This is a genomic window from Gordonia sp. 852002-50395_SCH5434458, assembly GCF_001665905.1.
Lineage (GTDB): Bacteria > Actinomycetota > Actinomycetes > Mycobacteriales > Mycobacteriaceae > Gordonia > Gordonia jacobaea.
Genome location: NZ_LZTC01000079.1, coordinates 17172 through 30172, shown reverse-complemented (window position 1 = coordinate 30172; position 13001 = coordinate 17172). Strand labels below are relative to the sequence as shown.

Sequence of the window (13001 nt, the reverse complement as noted above, 5' to 3'; positions counted from 1 at the left end):
CGGTGTACTCGGAGCCACCGCGCTCATGACCCGGTTCACGCCGCTACGGCTTCCCGATGCGATCGGTATGCGCGACCTCATCCCGGTGGGGATGCTCACCGGGATCGGCTTCACGGTCGCGCTGCTGATCGCCGAGCTCTCCTTCGAAGAGGGCCAGCACGCCGCGCCGGCGAAAGGGGCAATACTCGCCGGATCGGTGATCGCGGCGTGCGCCGCCGCAGTCCTGCTGCGCTGGAATGCGCGCAAAGCACGCGATCCGGACATGAATCGCGACGGCGTCGTCGACTCCGATCTCGACGTCATCGGCGGTTGAGCGGACCCGTCGCGGAACGGGGAGGCGTCCGGTTTGGCACTCGGAATGTAGGAGTGCCAGAGTTGGTTAGAATCAGTGGCGAATCACTCAAGTCTTCGGAGGTACCGGTGCCCACTTACTCGTATGCGTGCACGGAGTGCGACAACAAGTTCGACATTGTTCAGTCGTTCTCCGATGACTCGTTGACCGAATGCCCGCAGTGCTCAGGGCGTCTGCGCAAGCTCTTCAACTCGGTCGGCATCGTGTTCAAGGGCAGCGGCTTCTATCGCACCGACTCCCGCTCGGGCTCGTCGAGCTCCGAAACGGCGTCGTCGAGCAGCAAGTCCGACGGCGGTTCGTCGTCGGAGAGTTCGTCGAGCAGCTCGTCGTCGGACAGTTCGTCGTCGAGTAGCAGCAGTTCGAGTACGTCGTCGAAGAGCGAGTCGAAGAGCAGCGCCGCTGCGTCTTCGTGATTGCTGCGTCCTCGTGATTGCTGGGCGCCGCTGATTCCAGGCTCGGACCCTAGCTGAGTTTCCGAAATCCCCCGGCGGGCGTGAGAGCCCACCCGACCGGGACGTCGTAATTGCCCGACGGCAGTGCGTCGACGACCTCGTCGTCGTAGACGACGGCGACGAGCTCAGCAGAGCTTCCGATGAGTGTTCGGTCGTAGTAGCCCGCGCCGCGGCCCAGACGAACACCCGTCTTGTCGACCGCGAGAGCGGGCACAAGCACCACCGACGCCGCGTGTACGGCGTCGACGCCGAGTCGTTCGCCCGACGGCTCGAGCAGTCCCCAGCGTCCGGGTTGCAGGGTGGTCGCGCCGTCGTAGCGGACCCAGTCCAGGGGGGCGGGGTCGCCGTCGGGGACGATCGGGACCAAGACGCTCACCCCACGATCGATGAGGGCATCGAGCATCGCCGGTGATCCCGGCTCGGTCCCGACCGGGACGTAGGCGGCGACGGTGACGTCGTATTCGAGTCGGAACGGCGCGGCGTAGATCCAATCGGCGAGGTCGCCCGCGGCTTGTTCGCGCGCGAACGGCGACATGTCTCGTCGCTTTGCCGCTATCTCCTCGCGCAACTGATTCTTGAGGGTGGGCACCGCGACCTCCGCCTTTCTGCGTACCTGCACTCGCCCCGACATACACTCGTCCCGATCCGCACTCGCACTGTAGCGCTCGAAAGTGACGTATAACGCACGCTCGCGTCCGTCAGTCGGGTGATCCGCAACTCTTCACAAGGACGCCGTCAGACTCCGACATTAGGGTGTCGGTATGACGTCCAGCGTGAGCAAGGCGAGCACCGACGAATTCAGCGAGTACTCGTCTGTACCGAACACCCCGCCTATCCCGCGAACCGCGGTCGTGCCCGCGGCAGGCTTGGGAACGAGATTCCTGCCCGCGACCAAGACCGTCCCCAAAGAGCTGCTGCCCGTCGTCGACACACCCGGCATCGAGCTCGTGGCAGAAGAGGCGAAGTCGGCAGGCGCTGAGCGTCTCCTGATCATCACGTCGCCGGGCAAAGACGGAGTCGTCGCGCACTTCGTCGAAGACCTTGTCCTCGAGAACACGCTGGCCACACGGGGCAAGGCCGCGATGCTTGCCAAGGTGCGCAAGGCACCGTCGTTGCTGGAGGTCGCGTCGGTCATCCAGGAGAAGCCCCTCGGGCTCGGGCATGCGGTCGGGTGCGTCGAGCCGTATCTCGACGACGACGAAGACGCCATCGCGGTACTGCTTCCCGACGATCTCGTCCTGCCGGGCGGCGTTCTCGAGGTGATGGCCCGCACGCGTCAGCGTCGCGGTGGTTCGGTGCTGTGCGCGATCGAGGTGCCGGAAGACCGGATCAGCGCCTACGGCGTCTTCGATGTCGAGACGTTGCCCGACGCCAACAACCCCAATGTGATGAAGCTCAAAGGCATGGTCGAGAAGCCGGAGCCGAAAGACGCCCCGTCGAATCTCGCGGCCGCCGGACGCTACATCCTCGACCGCAAGATCTTCGACGCTCTGCGCCGCATCAAGCCGGGTGCAGGCGGCGAGTTGCAGCTCACCGATGCCATCGCGCTACTGATCGAAGAGGGCGAACCGGTGCACGTCGTCGTACACAAGGGCACCCGACACGACCTGGGCAACCCCGGTGGCTACCTGAAAGCGGCTGTCGATTTCGCTCTCGACCGCGACGACTACGGACCCGACCTGCGCGAATGGCTCGTGGGCCGACTGTCGGTGGACTGAACGGCTGCGCGTTCGACTCGACTTCGCAGTCCGACTCGACGTTGCCTCAGCGCGCCTGCGTCGCAGACGCGGGCACGGCCACTAACGTCATTGCCTGACGTGTGTCCGGCGAGGCGATGAGGTGAGATGCGGTCCGTCGAAGATCATCTGACGCTGGTGACCGCTGCGGCGGTGGCTCCGCGGCCGGTACGGGTGGCAATTTCCGAGGCGCAGGGTTTGATGTGCGCCGAGGAGGTCGTCACCGAGCGACCAATGCCCGGTTTCGACCAGGCCGCGATCGACGGCTACGCCGTGCGGGCAGTCGACGTTGCGCTCGCCGGAGCGTCGGCACCGAGCGATCCCGACGAGTTCGAGGAATTCGACGCCGGCGGTGCCGAATTGGTCGATCTCGAGCCCGGTGAGCCGATGATCGTGTCTCTTCCCGTGGTCGGCGAGGTTGCGCCGGGTGCGCGTACCCCGACCAGGCTTCAGCCGCGGCAGGCGGTACGTGTCGAGACGGGCGCCCCGATGCCGACGCTCGCCGACGCCGTGGTGCCCCTCCGCTGGACCGACGGCGGCGATCAGAAGGTCAAAGTCGGGCACGGCGTCGACAGTGGTGATTACGTTCGACGAGTCGGCGACGACGTACAGCCCGGCGATGTCGCGGTTCGTGCCGGATCGATCATCGGCCCGGCGCAGGTCGGGTTGCTCGCCGCGGTCGGTCAGTCGCGTGTGCTGGTTCATCCCAAACCGCGGCTCTCGGTGATCTCGGTGGGCAGCGAACTCGTCGACATCGACCGCACTCCTGGGCCCGGCCAGATCTACGACGTGAACAGCTACTCGCTCGCCGCCGCCGCACGTGATGCTGGTGCGGACGTGAACAGGGTCGGACTCGCCGAGCGCGAGTCGTCGCGGCTGCGTGAAGTGGTTGAGGCGCAACTCATTCGATCCGAGATCGTCGTGATCTGCGGAGCGGTGGGTGGAACGGCGTCGCGGGCGATCGCCGACGCACTGGCCGACCTCGGCGACCTCGAGATCGCTCGGGTCGCGATGCATCCGGGCTCGGTGCAGGGCTTCGGCCGACTCGGCCGCGACGAGGTGCCGACGTTCCTGTTGCCGGCCAATCCGGTGAGCGCGCTCGTGACCTTCGAGGTCATGGTGCGACCGTTGATCCGGATCGCGCTGGGCAAGCGGCAGCCGATGCGACGGGTGATCACCGCACGGACGATCGGGCCGATCGTGTCCGTCGCGGGCCGCAAGGGATATCTGCGTGGCCAGTTGATGCGCGACGAGAAGTCGGGGGAGTACCTGGTGCAGGTGCTCGGGGCGTCGCCGACCGGATCGTCGCATCTGCTGGCAGAGCTCGCCGACGCGAACTGCCTGATCATCGTCGAGCCCGACGTTGAGGAGTTGGGCACGGGCGACGAGGTCGAGGTCGCGTTCCTCGCTCAGCGCGGATGAGTGCGTTCGGGTTGCGTCGATTCTGTTCGATTGGCGCGTGTGCGCGAGCCGGTCACACCACGACGTTCACCGAATAGACTCACTGGCGTGTTCAGATGGTTGAGCGGTGTTCCGGCCAGTCCCGGGTGGCCGGCGACGTTGGGACCATTGCTTTCTCGTGGTGGAGCGGTGACCGTGCGTCCGGTGCGGGTTCGTGATGCCAAGAGTTGGAGCGACCTTCGCATCCGCAACCAGAACTCGCTGCTGCCGTGGGAGCCGACCGGCGTCGGCAGTTGGGCCGACCGGCATCAGCCGGCGTCGTGGCCGCCGCTGTACGCGATCCTCAAATCCGAGGCGAAGCGCGGCACCATCCTGCCGTTCGTCATCGAACTCGACGGCGCATACGTCGGCCAGCTCACCGTCGGGAACATCCAACGTGGGGCCGTGCGGACCGCATGGATCGGGTACTGGATCGACCAGGCGCACTTCGGTCAGGGAATCGCCACTGCCGCAGTCGCTTTGGGCGTCGACCATTGCTTCGGTCCGGTGGGGTTACATCGCCTCGAGGCCACGGTTCAGCCGTCGAACGGGGCGTCGCAGGCGGTGCTGACCAAACTCGGATTCCGGCATGAAGGTCTCCTCGAACGCTATATGGACGTCAACAAGCGTTGGCGCGACCACAACCTGTTCGCCCTGACTGCCGAGGAGGTTCCCGAAGGGGCCGTCGAGCGACTGGTGCGATCGGGCCGGGCGAACTTCTTGCAGGGCTAGTTCTGGTTGTTTGTCTGGGCGACCTGTCCTTCTGCGTAGGGTTGCCGTATGGCTGAGTCATCGCATAGCGCATCGGAGTTGCTCGAGATCGTGGTGCGCGGACACGCGCGCGACAGTTACCCGCCCGAGCGCGCGCTGCTCTCGCTCAGCATCGACTTCTCTGGCTCGAACCGCGAAACTGTATACACCGACGCGATCGGGGTGCAGGGGCGAATCGTCGAGTCGCTGAACTCACTTGAAGCGCGGGGAGCGGTGTCGACGTGGCACAGCGAGTCGGTGCGCGTCTGGTCGTATCGACCGGTCGATGCGAAGGGTAAGCCACGAGAACTGCTGTACGTCACGAAGATTCGCGTGACCACCGAGTTCGTCGACTTCGACGAACTCAATTCGTTCATCGACGAGTGGGCGACGGTCGAGGGGGTCGACGTCGCTGGCGTGCGTTGGGATGTCACGCGTGAGGGGCGAGCCGAGCACGAGAGGGAACTTCGACGTCGCGCGGTCGACGACGCGGTGGCGAAGGCGCAGGCCTACGCCGACGCGGTGGGTCGGGGCGAGGTGCGGGCTGTGCAGCTCGCCGACCCGGACATGCTGTCGAGTGGACCCGAACGGATGGCTCGGGTGACATTCGCGGGCGCGCCCGCTGACGCACCGACGTTGGAGTTGCGGCCCGAGGACATCGACATCGCGGTCTCGGTGGACGCGCGCTTCGTCGCGAGCTAGCGGCCGGTTGCGAACCCGGGCACCGCGCGAGTCGCTGAGAAAGCCATATGAATCACTCCAATCTGGCGGGGGCTCGGCGCGTCTGCGCAGTTCGCGCAATGGTCGCACCTAGATTATTGGGTGGTCCGGTGTAACCAGAGTGATTGAAGGGAGAGGTCGAATGCCGAACTCCGTGCTGTGGGTCTGCCTCGTCGTGGTGTGGCTCTTCGTCCTCGTTCCCATGGTCATCAAGGGCCGACCTCAGATGCGCAAGTCGACCGAAGCCGCGCGCATGACGCGCCTCCTTCACCGCGGCGGCACCAAGACCCGCACGTCGACTGCTCGACGCTCGGCGGGCGCACACCCGCACGACCCGTCGTGGACGTCGCGCCGCTCGTCACGTTCGGCGAGTAGCGCCGCGACATCGCTTCTCGACAAGACCGAGTCCGACGAAGAGGTGTCGACCGAGTCCGGCGCGGACACCGACGACGCTCCGACGTCGCAGAAGGCGACCAGCACCAAGCGTGCAACTGGGGCGAAGGTGCAGGCGCCCAAGGCTGATCCGGACGTCGAGGCGGATCTCGACGCTGATGACCTCGACGCCGACGACGTCGAGTCGGGTGACGACAACGTCACGCTCACAGGCGAACTCGTCGATACTGACGAGACTGAGGCTGACGAGGTCGACGACTCCGCGGACGCTTCGGACGTCGTCGACGCCGAGGTCGAGGATGACGAGGCTGAGGGCGCTGAGGCTGAAGATGCTGAGCTTGAGGATGATTCGGACGTCGAGGACGTCGAGGACGAAGCCGAGTACGACGATCTCGAATACGACGACAACCTCGACGATGAGTACGAGGACGACGAGTACGAGGACGATTACGCCGTAGAAGACGACAGCTCGGACGACGACTACGACGTTGAAGACGAGTACGAGGACGACGAGTACGACGTCGAGGATGAGTACGACGTAGACGACGTAGACGCAGAAGACGACTACCTCGACGAGGTCGACGGCTATGAAAACCCGGTGCCGCGCGACAAGCGTTCCGCCGCAGCACAAGCCGAGCCCGCGACCGTCGTCGACCGCGGACGCACCCGCGATGCACGACGTTCGGGTACGTCATTTGACGAGCGGGACAGGAAGATTCGCTACCGCGAGCGTCAGCGTGTGGCCATCGCGCTGCTGACGTTTGTGGTCATCTCGATCGCGCTCGGAGCGTTCCTGGGGCTCATCGGTTGGATCGCTACCGGGATCACCGTCGTGATGCTCTTTGCCTACCTGGCATACCTGCGTAGTGCGGTCCGCAACGAGCAGCGGCTACGCGCGCAGCGGGCAGCCCGTGTGGCGCGGCAGCGTCGGCAGGACGAGGAGCGTCGACGTCGCGAGATGGCTGCGCCGCAGTTCGTCCCGGTGGTCGAGCCCGCGCCTCAGATGCGCAGGCCCGGCGGAGCCGTCGTCGTCGAAATCGACGACGAGGACCCGATTTTCGATCACATCCCGCCGTTCCAGCGGCGTCGTGTCATGCGTGAGGACGAGGACTTCCGTCGGGCTGCTGCTGGCTGACGGTGATTGCCTCCGGGTGGTTTTTGATCCACTTGCTTGCGTCCGTGACAGCGTGGCAAAGCGCAACGCGCTCACCGACATACGTCACCGGAGCACCGACAACCGGTATGTAGCCGAGCATTCCGAGGAGCTTGGGCGGGCCGGGTCGACGATCGAGTTCGTCGTTGACCTTGCGCAGGATCTGAGCCACCTCCCAGAGCCCACCGATCACCGACCATCCGCGACGCTTCTTTCCTGACGACGTGTCGTCGAAAGGATCGGTGTTCGACGCGGCGTCGGAACTCAGTTCTCGATCGCTGAGTACCGAAGCAAGCAGTCGCACTTGATCATTGCGATCGGTGACCCCGTACTCGCGTGCGATGGCGACGAGCACGATGGCCTGATTGGCGTAGCCGAGCGCGCTGGTGAGCGGCAGAGCTTTGGCCCATGCGCCGAAGACGCCGGGGTAGGAGACGGCAATCGTGTTGAGCGCGCCGATGCGATTGACCCACCACTTGCCGCGCTCTTTGATCGACAGCTCCGACCAGCCATGCGTGCCCGGCCAATCGGCCACGTCGAACCCGTGGGCGACGACGTGTCGGAGCTTGTCGAGGCGAGAACGATCCTCGGAGTCGTCGTCGAATGTGCTTGCCTTGATCCCCAGCGGATCCGACGACGCGAGTGCGTCGAGGATCGGGTTGATGATGGCGACCGCGCGGTCGAGGGCGGTTGCGAGCTCTTTATCGGACATTGTGGCCACGTGCCGAGAGTATCGGAGCGGCGTCGACGTCCGGCTTGTCGCCACGACGACGAGGCGTTTGTGATCACGCGCGAGATGGCTGCTAGAGTGACCTACGGCTGATCACGCAGTGGTCACCCGGGGCTATGGCGCAGTTGGTAGCGCGACTCGTTCGCATCGAGTAGGTCGGGAGTTCGATTCTCCCTAGCTCCACTACCACGAGACCCCCTCTCGCCTGCGATGGAGCAGGAGCGAGGGGGTTTCGTCGTATCGGCGTCATCGTATCGGCGTCAGGAGCCGGAAGGCACAGCGAGGGCACATGCTTCCAGCGCCTGTGCCCGCTGGCGGTCCAGCGCGTCGGCGACGACTGGTCGTCCGGGAACAGATCGGCGTAGGTGTCCAGGGTCATCGCGGCCGACGCGTGCCCGAGCATGGTCTGCACCGCCTTCACGTTCGCACCCGCCGAAATCGCTAGTGACGCGGCCCTGTGCCGCAGATCGTGCGGCGAGACCTGCGGGAAACTCGTCGTCGCTCGACCCTCCTTGTCGAGCTTGCATAGGCGCTCGATTGCCTTCTCGCAGCGCGGCACGACTGCGTGGCCGGGTGCAGTCGTGCCGCGTGGCCGGGTGCAGTCTGGTCGGACCTGGTGCTCGAACGGACCGGTCTGTCGATGGACGCCACCGGCAAATCGCTCGGCGCGACCGTCATGGTGGACAAGCACAAGGACGCCGAGATTCCGGGGCCGAAGTCGTTCGACATGGTGCCGGTCGAAATCCCGGCCGACTGGATGCCGAACGTGAGTGACCCGCGCCAGCTGCGGACACTCGTCGCGGTGCCCACCGACAGCCCGCACACGTCGGTCGCACCGATGGAAGACCGCGCCACTGCCCGCCAACAGCACGCCGACACCATGGCGACGTGGCCGCACCAGCAGCACACCGAGACCGGCAGAGTCCCGGACGCGAGACCGCGCGCAAGTGGGCGAAGGAGAACGGGGTCTCGCTGGGCAACGACGTGCTCGCCGATCTCGTTCGCACAGTCAAGAAGGAGATCGAGGAACCGTGACGAACTGTCCAGACTGTCCGGACAGCTGTCCCGGACAGCGGACAGCCCCACTCCCGGCAGACTGTCCGTCCTGTCCGCACCCCTTGGGGCGGACGGACAGGACAGTCGGACAGGGCCGGTCAGGAAGCAGAGGACACCAGAAAAGGAAGACAACCTGACCAAGGAAGACGAACGAATCGAACGGGCCGTGACAGCGGGGCGACGGGAGCTGCTGCGAACCGGCGTGATGAAGCGGCAGGAGCTGCGGCGCGCGCTGAACAAGCGTGCCGACGTCGCCGACGTGCTGGTCGAGGCAGGGATCGCGAACGAGGAACCGGCGATGCACGGGTCCTGGCGGCTAGTGCTGACCGGGACCGCCCAGAAGCCCGACGAGAAGGTGGGGCTGGTGGCGACCCGGTAGCGGGGATCTACCACGCGTACGGGGACACCATAGGGGTGTGCTGTACCGGCTCACCGACGAACTGCTGCACGCCCGTTCAGGCGACGACGCGGTGGACTATGACCGAGCCTTCACCCCACACCCGCGCAGCGCTTGCTCGACTCATGGAGCTGCAGCAGCGCGACCGTTACGCCGTGGCGACGGCAACCCTGCCGCGGCCGCAGAAGGTTCGCGGGGCAACCGCGTGAGTGCGGATGGCCTCCCGCTGCCCGCCAGGGTCTGTCAGTTTGACGGAAGCCAAGCGAGACGGTCGGACGGGTACTCCGGAACGGGGGAGGTCAGCGCTGTGACAGTCATTGAGTCGAGAACCCATCCGCAAGGTACGGGGTCCCTCCCTCCGGCTCAGACGGGGGCGGAAGTTTGACCAGACGCTATCCAGATGAACCACGCTGCTTCGTTTGCGGCGCGAACCCACTGTGCTGCGATATTCCGGTTTACGAACGATTTCGCTAGAAGATCGACCACTTCCGAGGTATCTGGTATGAACAGCAGCACATACCGAGCCTCAGTGGGATCGTAAGAGCTGCTGGATGGATCGAGTCGTTCCGCAGCGGAGCTGATCTTACTCCCAAGGTAATCGTTCAGGTATCCATTCAGGTGATTTAGGTCCTCAATCGCTCCTTGATAATTCGCCAGGATTCGTAGCGAAGTTCGAAGGTGATTGCTTGCGGAGTTAAGGTCGGAGTAAGTCATGGGAACTTCTTTCCCTTTCGGATAACTTCATTCTGCGGACTTTTTAAAGACAATCGGCGTCTCGCGGTGTGCCTGGATCAACGCTGCGGCCAAGGCGACGACTGATCGCGCTTCTTCCGCGCTCGGTGGGCGCGGGTTTGGCTCGCCGTGTCGATCGGGGTTTGGCCACAACAGTTCCAGCGCACCGACGACAGGTGTGACCGGGTGATCCTTATCTTTGCCGGGAAGACTCCCGCGCCACTTATTGCCGTTGTTGCCACGCAACGTGCCGAGAACATCGCCGAGCGTCGGTTTCGCCTTATTTGGCACTACGACCGGACACAACAGCGCCTCAACGGCTTTGATCGCGTGGTCCCAAGCGTCGGACGGGTCACCGCTACGCCCATAAGCGTTCGACCACGCCTCACGCAGTTGGTTGCTTGCCTCGTCACTCGGAGACGTCGCGGCCTGGACAGTCTCACTCAGCTCCTCGCTCGCGCGCCGCTCAAGCCCTGTGCTGTCTTCGTTCACCTTCCACACCGAGCCCCCTGACGTCAGAGCCTCCTGCAGTATGAAAGATCGTGTGTAACCGCCAAGATGCAACCTGCAGTCGACAAGATCCAAGAATTTGTCGCGATCCTTCTTAACGACATATAGCAAGTGGGTCGACACGTCCCCGTTATGCCAGCTTTCACTAACGGCGACGCGCAGCAAGTTCGCCATCTTATTCTGCAGTCCGTTGACCCATCGCCCGTCGCGGTCTTTGCTTGCGTCCACGTACCACCTTGCGAGCGGAGCGACCAAATGGTTGGGAACTCCCTCGTAAGGGCCGTCCGGCTGAAGCCCTTCCGTTCGCTGGGACAGAGGTTGCCACGTCGTCATGTGATGGATAGTAGCCGCGGCGTCAGACACTCCGGTGCCGTCACCCGAACGCAGTAATCTTCCGGTGTCTCCCCGCGACCTGGTTTCCTGGGGGTGTAGCGCCCCACGCAGCGGTCACGCCAGCGCCCAAGTTTCGGCCCGTCGTGTGGTTCCGTGCACCGGAGTTGAATGCGACACCGGCCTTCGTGGTCCGTGACCTTTCACGACGCCCGTTGAACCGCCTGCTCTGCGGGCATCTCATCGCGCGGTGTCCCCGCGCATTCAACGAAGGAATCTCTCATGGACAAGTGGCTGAACCAACGCGCAGAGCTGCTGCGCTCGGCCAAGAGTCTGATCGACGCCCGTAAGTCGGCCGACCAGGCACTCAGCGCCGACGACCGCGCACACCTCAAGTCGGTCGAGGACCAGATCGGCGAACTGGATCGCAAGATCGACGCCGCCCGCAAGGACGCACAGCTTGCGGCGAAGTTCGCCGAGGTCCGCCCCAGTGGCGGGATCGAAATGACGGACGGCTCGCAGGGCGACGATTCCGCGCTCGGCGATCAGTCCGACTTCTTCTCGCGTCGCGCCGCCAAGTCGATGGCCAACCGGCTCGCGAAGAAGGCGGTCAAGGACGGCGGAGTCGACGGCGAGAAGGCGGTTATCGCGCACCTGTCGGACCCGGTGGACAAGTACCTGTTGCAGGACGTCTTGACCGTTTCGCGGTTCCTCGCGAACGAGTTGACCTAAGGCCTGTACCAGGAACTCGAAAACGAGGTCCTGAATGGTGACGGAACCGCCGACGCACACCTGCACGGCATCCTGTCGACTTCGGGCGTGCTCACCGAGGCGAGGCGAGGCGTTCGCAACCGACATTCTGACCACGGGTTCGCAACGGCATCACCAAGCTCGAACTGCGGGGACACGTCCCGAACGCGGTGGTGTTGCGACCCGAGGACTGGGCGAAGGTCGAACTCGCGCAGACCAACGGCTCCGGCGAGTTCCCTACTCGCTGCCAGCCCGGTTGACCTTGCGGCACAGCGGCTTTGGGGTGTGCAGGTCGTGCTGTCGACCACCAAAAGGGTCGAGGCAACAGTGGGTTTTGAATCTCAAGGCTCGCACCCGATATGGCGCGAAGCACGTGGTTGCGATACCGCGGGCAAGTATCCTCCGAGGTCATGAAACGCCTGCCAGCCGTCCTCTCCGCCGCGACCCTCATGTTTGCGGTCGCCGCGTGCGCCACCCCGGCGGAGGATAAGACCGTCACATCGTCGTCATCGTCGACGCCGAGCATCTCCGCGGCCCCGAGTACGCCTGTTGCGACCACGACCACGACCACCACCGACGTAGCGCCGCCACCCGACACTGCCGCCCCCGAAATCGTCCCGGAGACCATCGTCCCGGAGACCGAAGCACCAGCCGCAACTGGGAACGATCTCCCTCCTGAATGGGATAAGGACGGCGACGGACTGATCGACACCGACGCGCCTGTCGGGGACACCGACGAAGCGATGTGTAACGACCCCAACCTCGCCGAATGGGCTGCGACCAGCCCGACATGCCAGTGACGCGGTGAAGCTTGACGTAAGTACTTGGAGCGGATGCCATCTCGGCATTCAGGAGTGCTTAGCCTGCGCCCCTGCGCTCACCGCCCGCAGCGCCGTCATCGCGGTGTCGGCGATGTTCAGGAGGTCCTGCGTCGAGCCGCCGTCGCGCGCGCATCCCGACATTCCACGAAGAACGGCAACGAGGAACTCTGCGAACTGATCGCTGTTGACTGTGGCGGCGAGATCTCCGTCTCGTACGCCCTGGTCGAGTCGGGCCTGTAGGCGCGCCCGCAAGGTCTCCCGCTGCGCACTCAGGCGCGGTTCGGTCAGCATCAGGCAGCCGGGTGGCGTCGTGGGGCCGGTGTGGGCGTGCGCGGTGTCGTCGAGAACTCGGGCGACCGCCTGCTCGACGGTCGGCAGCGCGGTTGCGTCGTCGACTGCTGCGATCGCGCGGTCGAAGTAGAGCGCCGACGCCTCGTCGAACAGGTGCTGTTTGTCGCCGAAGGCCGCGTACAGGCTCGGTGCCGTGATGCCCATGGCGGCAGTGAGGCGCGCGATCGAGGAGCCGTCGTATCCCGAACGCCAGAACTCTTCGACGGCCGCCAGCAGGGCGGCGTCGCGATCGAAACTCCGAGGTCGGCCTGCCACGGTCCGACAATAACATAGCGACCGTTACAGAATGTGTTACGGTGACTGAGTCAATAAGCTAGCGATCGATACA

Annotated in this window: 15 protein-coding genes, 1 tRNA gene and 1 pseudogene; 12 read left to right on the top strand and 5 right to left on the bottom strand. The window is 64.8% G+C overall.

Annotation, left to right across the window (positions count from 1 at the left end):
* Positions 1 to 313: Na+/H+ antiporter NhaA (locus tag A5785_RS17770; protein WP_197500838.1), on the top strand; the 313-nt coding region annotated here is incomplete at its 5' end.
* A gap of 107 nt (positions 314 to 420) precedes the next feature.
* A complete protein-coding gene (locus A5785_RS23085; RefSeq protein WP_082933545.1) occupies positions 421 to 765 on the top strand; it encodes an FmdB family zinc ribbon protein in 345 nt (114 codons plus the stop codon).
* A 49-nt stretch (positions 766 to 814) separates the two neighbouring features.
* Here A5785_RS23085 and A5785_RS17760 read toward each other — a convergent pair whose 3' ends face one another.
* A complete protein-coding gene (locus A5785_RS17760) occupies positions 815 to 1393 on the bottom strand; it encodes a 5-formyltetrahydrofolate cyclo-ligase (protein ID WP_049698099.1) in 579 nt (192 codons plus the stop codon).
* 172 nt (positions 1394 to 1565) lie between these two features.
* On the opposite strand from A5785_RS17760, the gene A5785_RS17755 reads away from it, so the two are divergent.
* From A5785_RS17755 to sepX, 5 genes are all read left to right on the top strand, one after another.
* The gene (locus tag A5785_RS17755; protein ID WP_049697925.1) at positions 1566 to 2522 is read left to right on the top strand and encodes a UTP--glucose-1-phosphate uridylyltransferase; all 957 of its coding nucleotides are present in this window, start codon (positions 1566 to 1568) and stop codon (positions 2520 to 2522) included.
* 126 nt (positions 2523 to 2648) lie between these two features.
* Positions 2649 to 3962, top strand: a complete 1314-nt coding sequence (glp, locus tag A5785_RS17750) for a molybdotransferase-like divisome protein Glp (protein WP_049697926.1) — start codon at positions 2649 to 2651, stop codon at positions 3960 to 3962.
* A gap of 87 nt (positions 3963 to 4049) precedes the next feature.
* Positions 4050 to 4712 (top strand): GNAT family N-acetyltransferase, encoded by a 663-nt coding sequence (locus tag A5785_RS17745; protein ID WP_049697927.1) that lies wholly within the window; start codon positions 4050 to 4052, stop codon positions 4710 to 4712.
* Positions 4713 to 4760: 48 nt separating this feature from the next.
* Entirely contained in the window at positions 4761 to 5432 is a 672-nt protein-coding gene (locus A5785_RS17740) for an SIMPL domain-containing protein (RefSeq protein WP_049697928.1), read from the top strand.
* A gap of 160 nt (positions 5433 to 5592) precedes the next feature.
* Entirely contained in the window at positions 5593 to 6978 is a 1386-nt protein-coding gene (gene sepX / locus A5785_RS17735) for a divisome protein SepX/GlpR (protein ID WP_049697929.1), read from the top strand.
* Here the strand turns inward: sepX and A5785_RS17730 are convergent.
* Positions 6935 to 7717 carry a hypothetical protein gene (locus A5785_RS17730; RefSeq protein WP_049697930.1) on the bottom strand — a complete coding sequence of 261 codons (783 nt, stop codon included), beginning with the start codon at positions 7715 to 7717 and terminating at the stop codon, positions 6935 to 6937. The genes sepX and A5785_RS17730 overlap by 44 nt on opposite strands.
* Before the next feature lie 119 nt (positions 7718 to 7836).
* Here A5785_RS17730 and A5785_RS17725 point away from each other — a divergent pair.
* Positions 7837 to 7909 (top strand) — tRNA-Ala (locus A5785_RS17725).
* Between the two features lie 157 nt (positions 7910 to 8066).
* On the opposite strand, the pseudogene A5785_RS23790 reads toward A5785_RS17725, so the two are convergent.
* Positions 8067 to 8213 (bottom strand): annotated as a pseudogene (locus A5785_RS23790) (tyrosine-type recombinase/integrase); the annotation flags it as partial.
* Positions 8214 to 8342: 129 nt separating this feature from the next.
* Here A5785_RS23790 and A5785_RS23550 point away from each other — a divergent pair.
* Both A5785_RS23550 and A5785_RS23925 read left to right on the top strand, forming a co-directional pair.
* Positions 8343 to 9161: a hypothetical protein gene (locus tag A5785_RS23550; RefSeq protein ID WP_197500837.1), complete on the top strand. Its 819-nt coding sequence runs from the start codon at positions 8343 to 8345 to the stop codon at positions 9159 to 9161.
* Positions 9162 to 9259: 98 nt separating this feature from the next.
* Complete coding sequence (locus A5785_RS23925; RefSeq protein WP_269447019.1) at positions 9260 to 9388, top strand: hypothetical protein; 129 nt, start codon at positions 9260 to 9262, stop codon at positions 9386 to 9388.
* Positions 9389 to 9920: 532 nt separating this feature from the next.
* Here A5785_RS23925 and A5785_RS17715 read toward each other — a convergent pair.
* Entirely contained in the window at positions 9921 to 10649 is a 729-nt protein-coding gene (locus A5785_RS17715) for a hypothetical protein (RefSeq protein WP_156528108.1), read from the bottom strand.
* A gap of 384 nt (positions 10650 to 11033) precedes the next feature.
* On the opposite strand from A5785_RS17715, the gene A5785_RS23545 reads away from it, so the two are divergent.
* Both A5785_RS23545 and A5785_RS17705 read left to right on the top strand, forming a co-directional pair.
* The gene (locus A5785_RS23545; protein ID WP_064864734.1) at positions 11034 to 11483 is read left to right on the top strand and encodes a hypothetical protein; all 450 of its coding nucleotides are present in this window, start codon (positions 11034 to 11036) and stop codon (positions 11481 to 11483) included.
* 428 nt (positions 11484 to 11911) lie between these two features.
* Positions 11912 to 12301: a hypothetical protein gene (locus A5785_RS17705; RefSeq protein WP_064864736.1), complete on the top strand. Its 390-nt coding sequence runs from the start codon at positions 11912 to 11914 to the stop codon at positions 12299 to 12301.
* 48 nt (positions 12302 to 12349) lie between these two features.
* On the opposite strand, the gene A5785_RS17700 is transcribed toward A5785_RS17705, so the two are convergent.
* Positions 12350 to 12928, bottom strand: coding sequence for a TetR/AcrR family transcriptional regulator (locus tag A5785_RS17700; protein WP_064864738.1), 579 nt, complete (start codon positions 12926 to 12928; stop codon positions 12350 to 12352).
* Positions 12929 to 13001 lie beyond the last annotated feature (73 nt).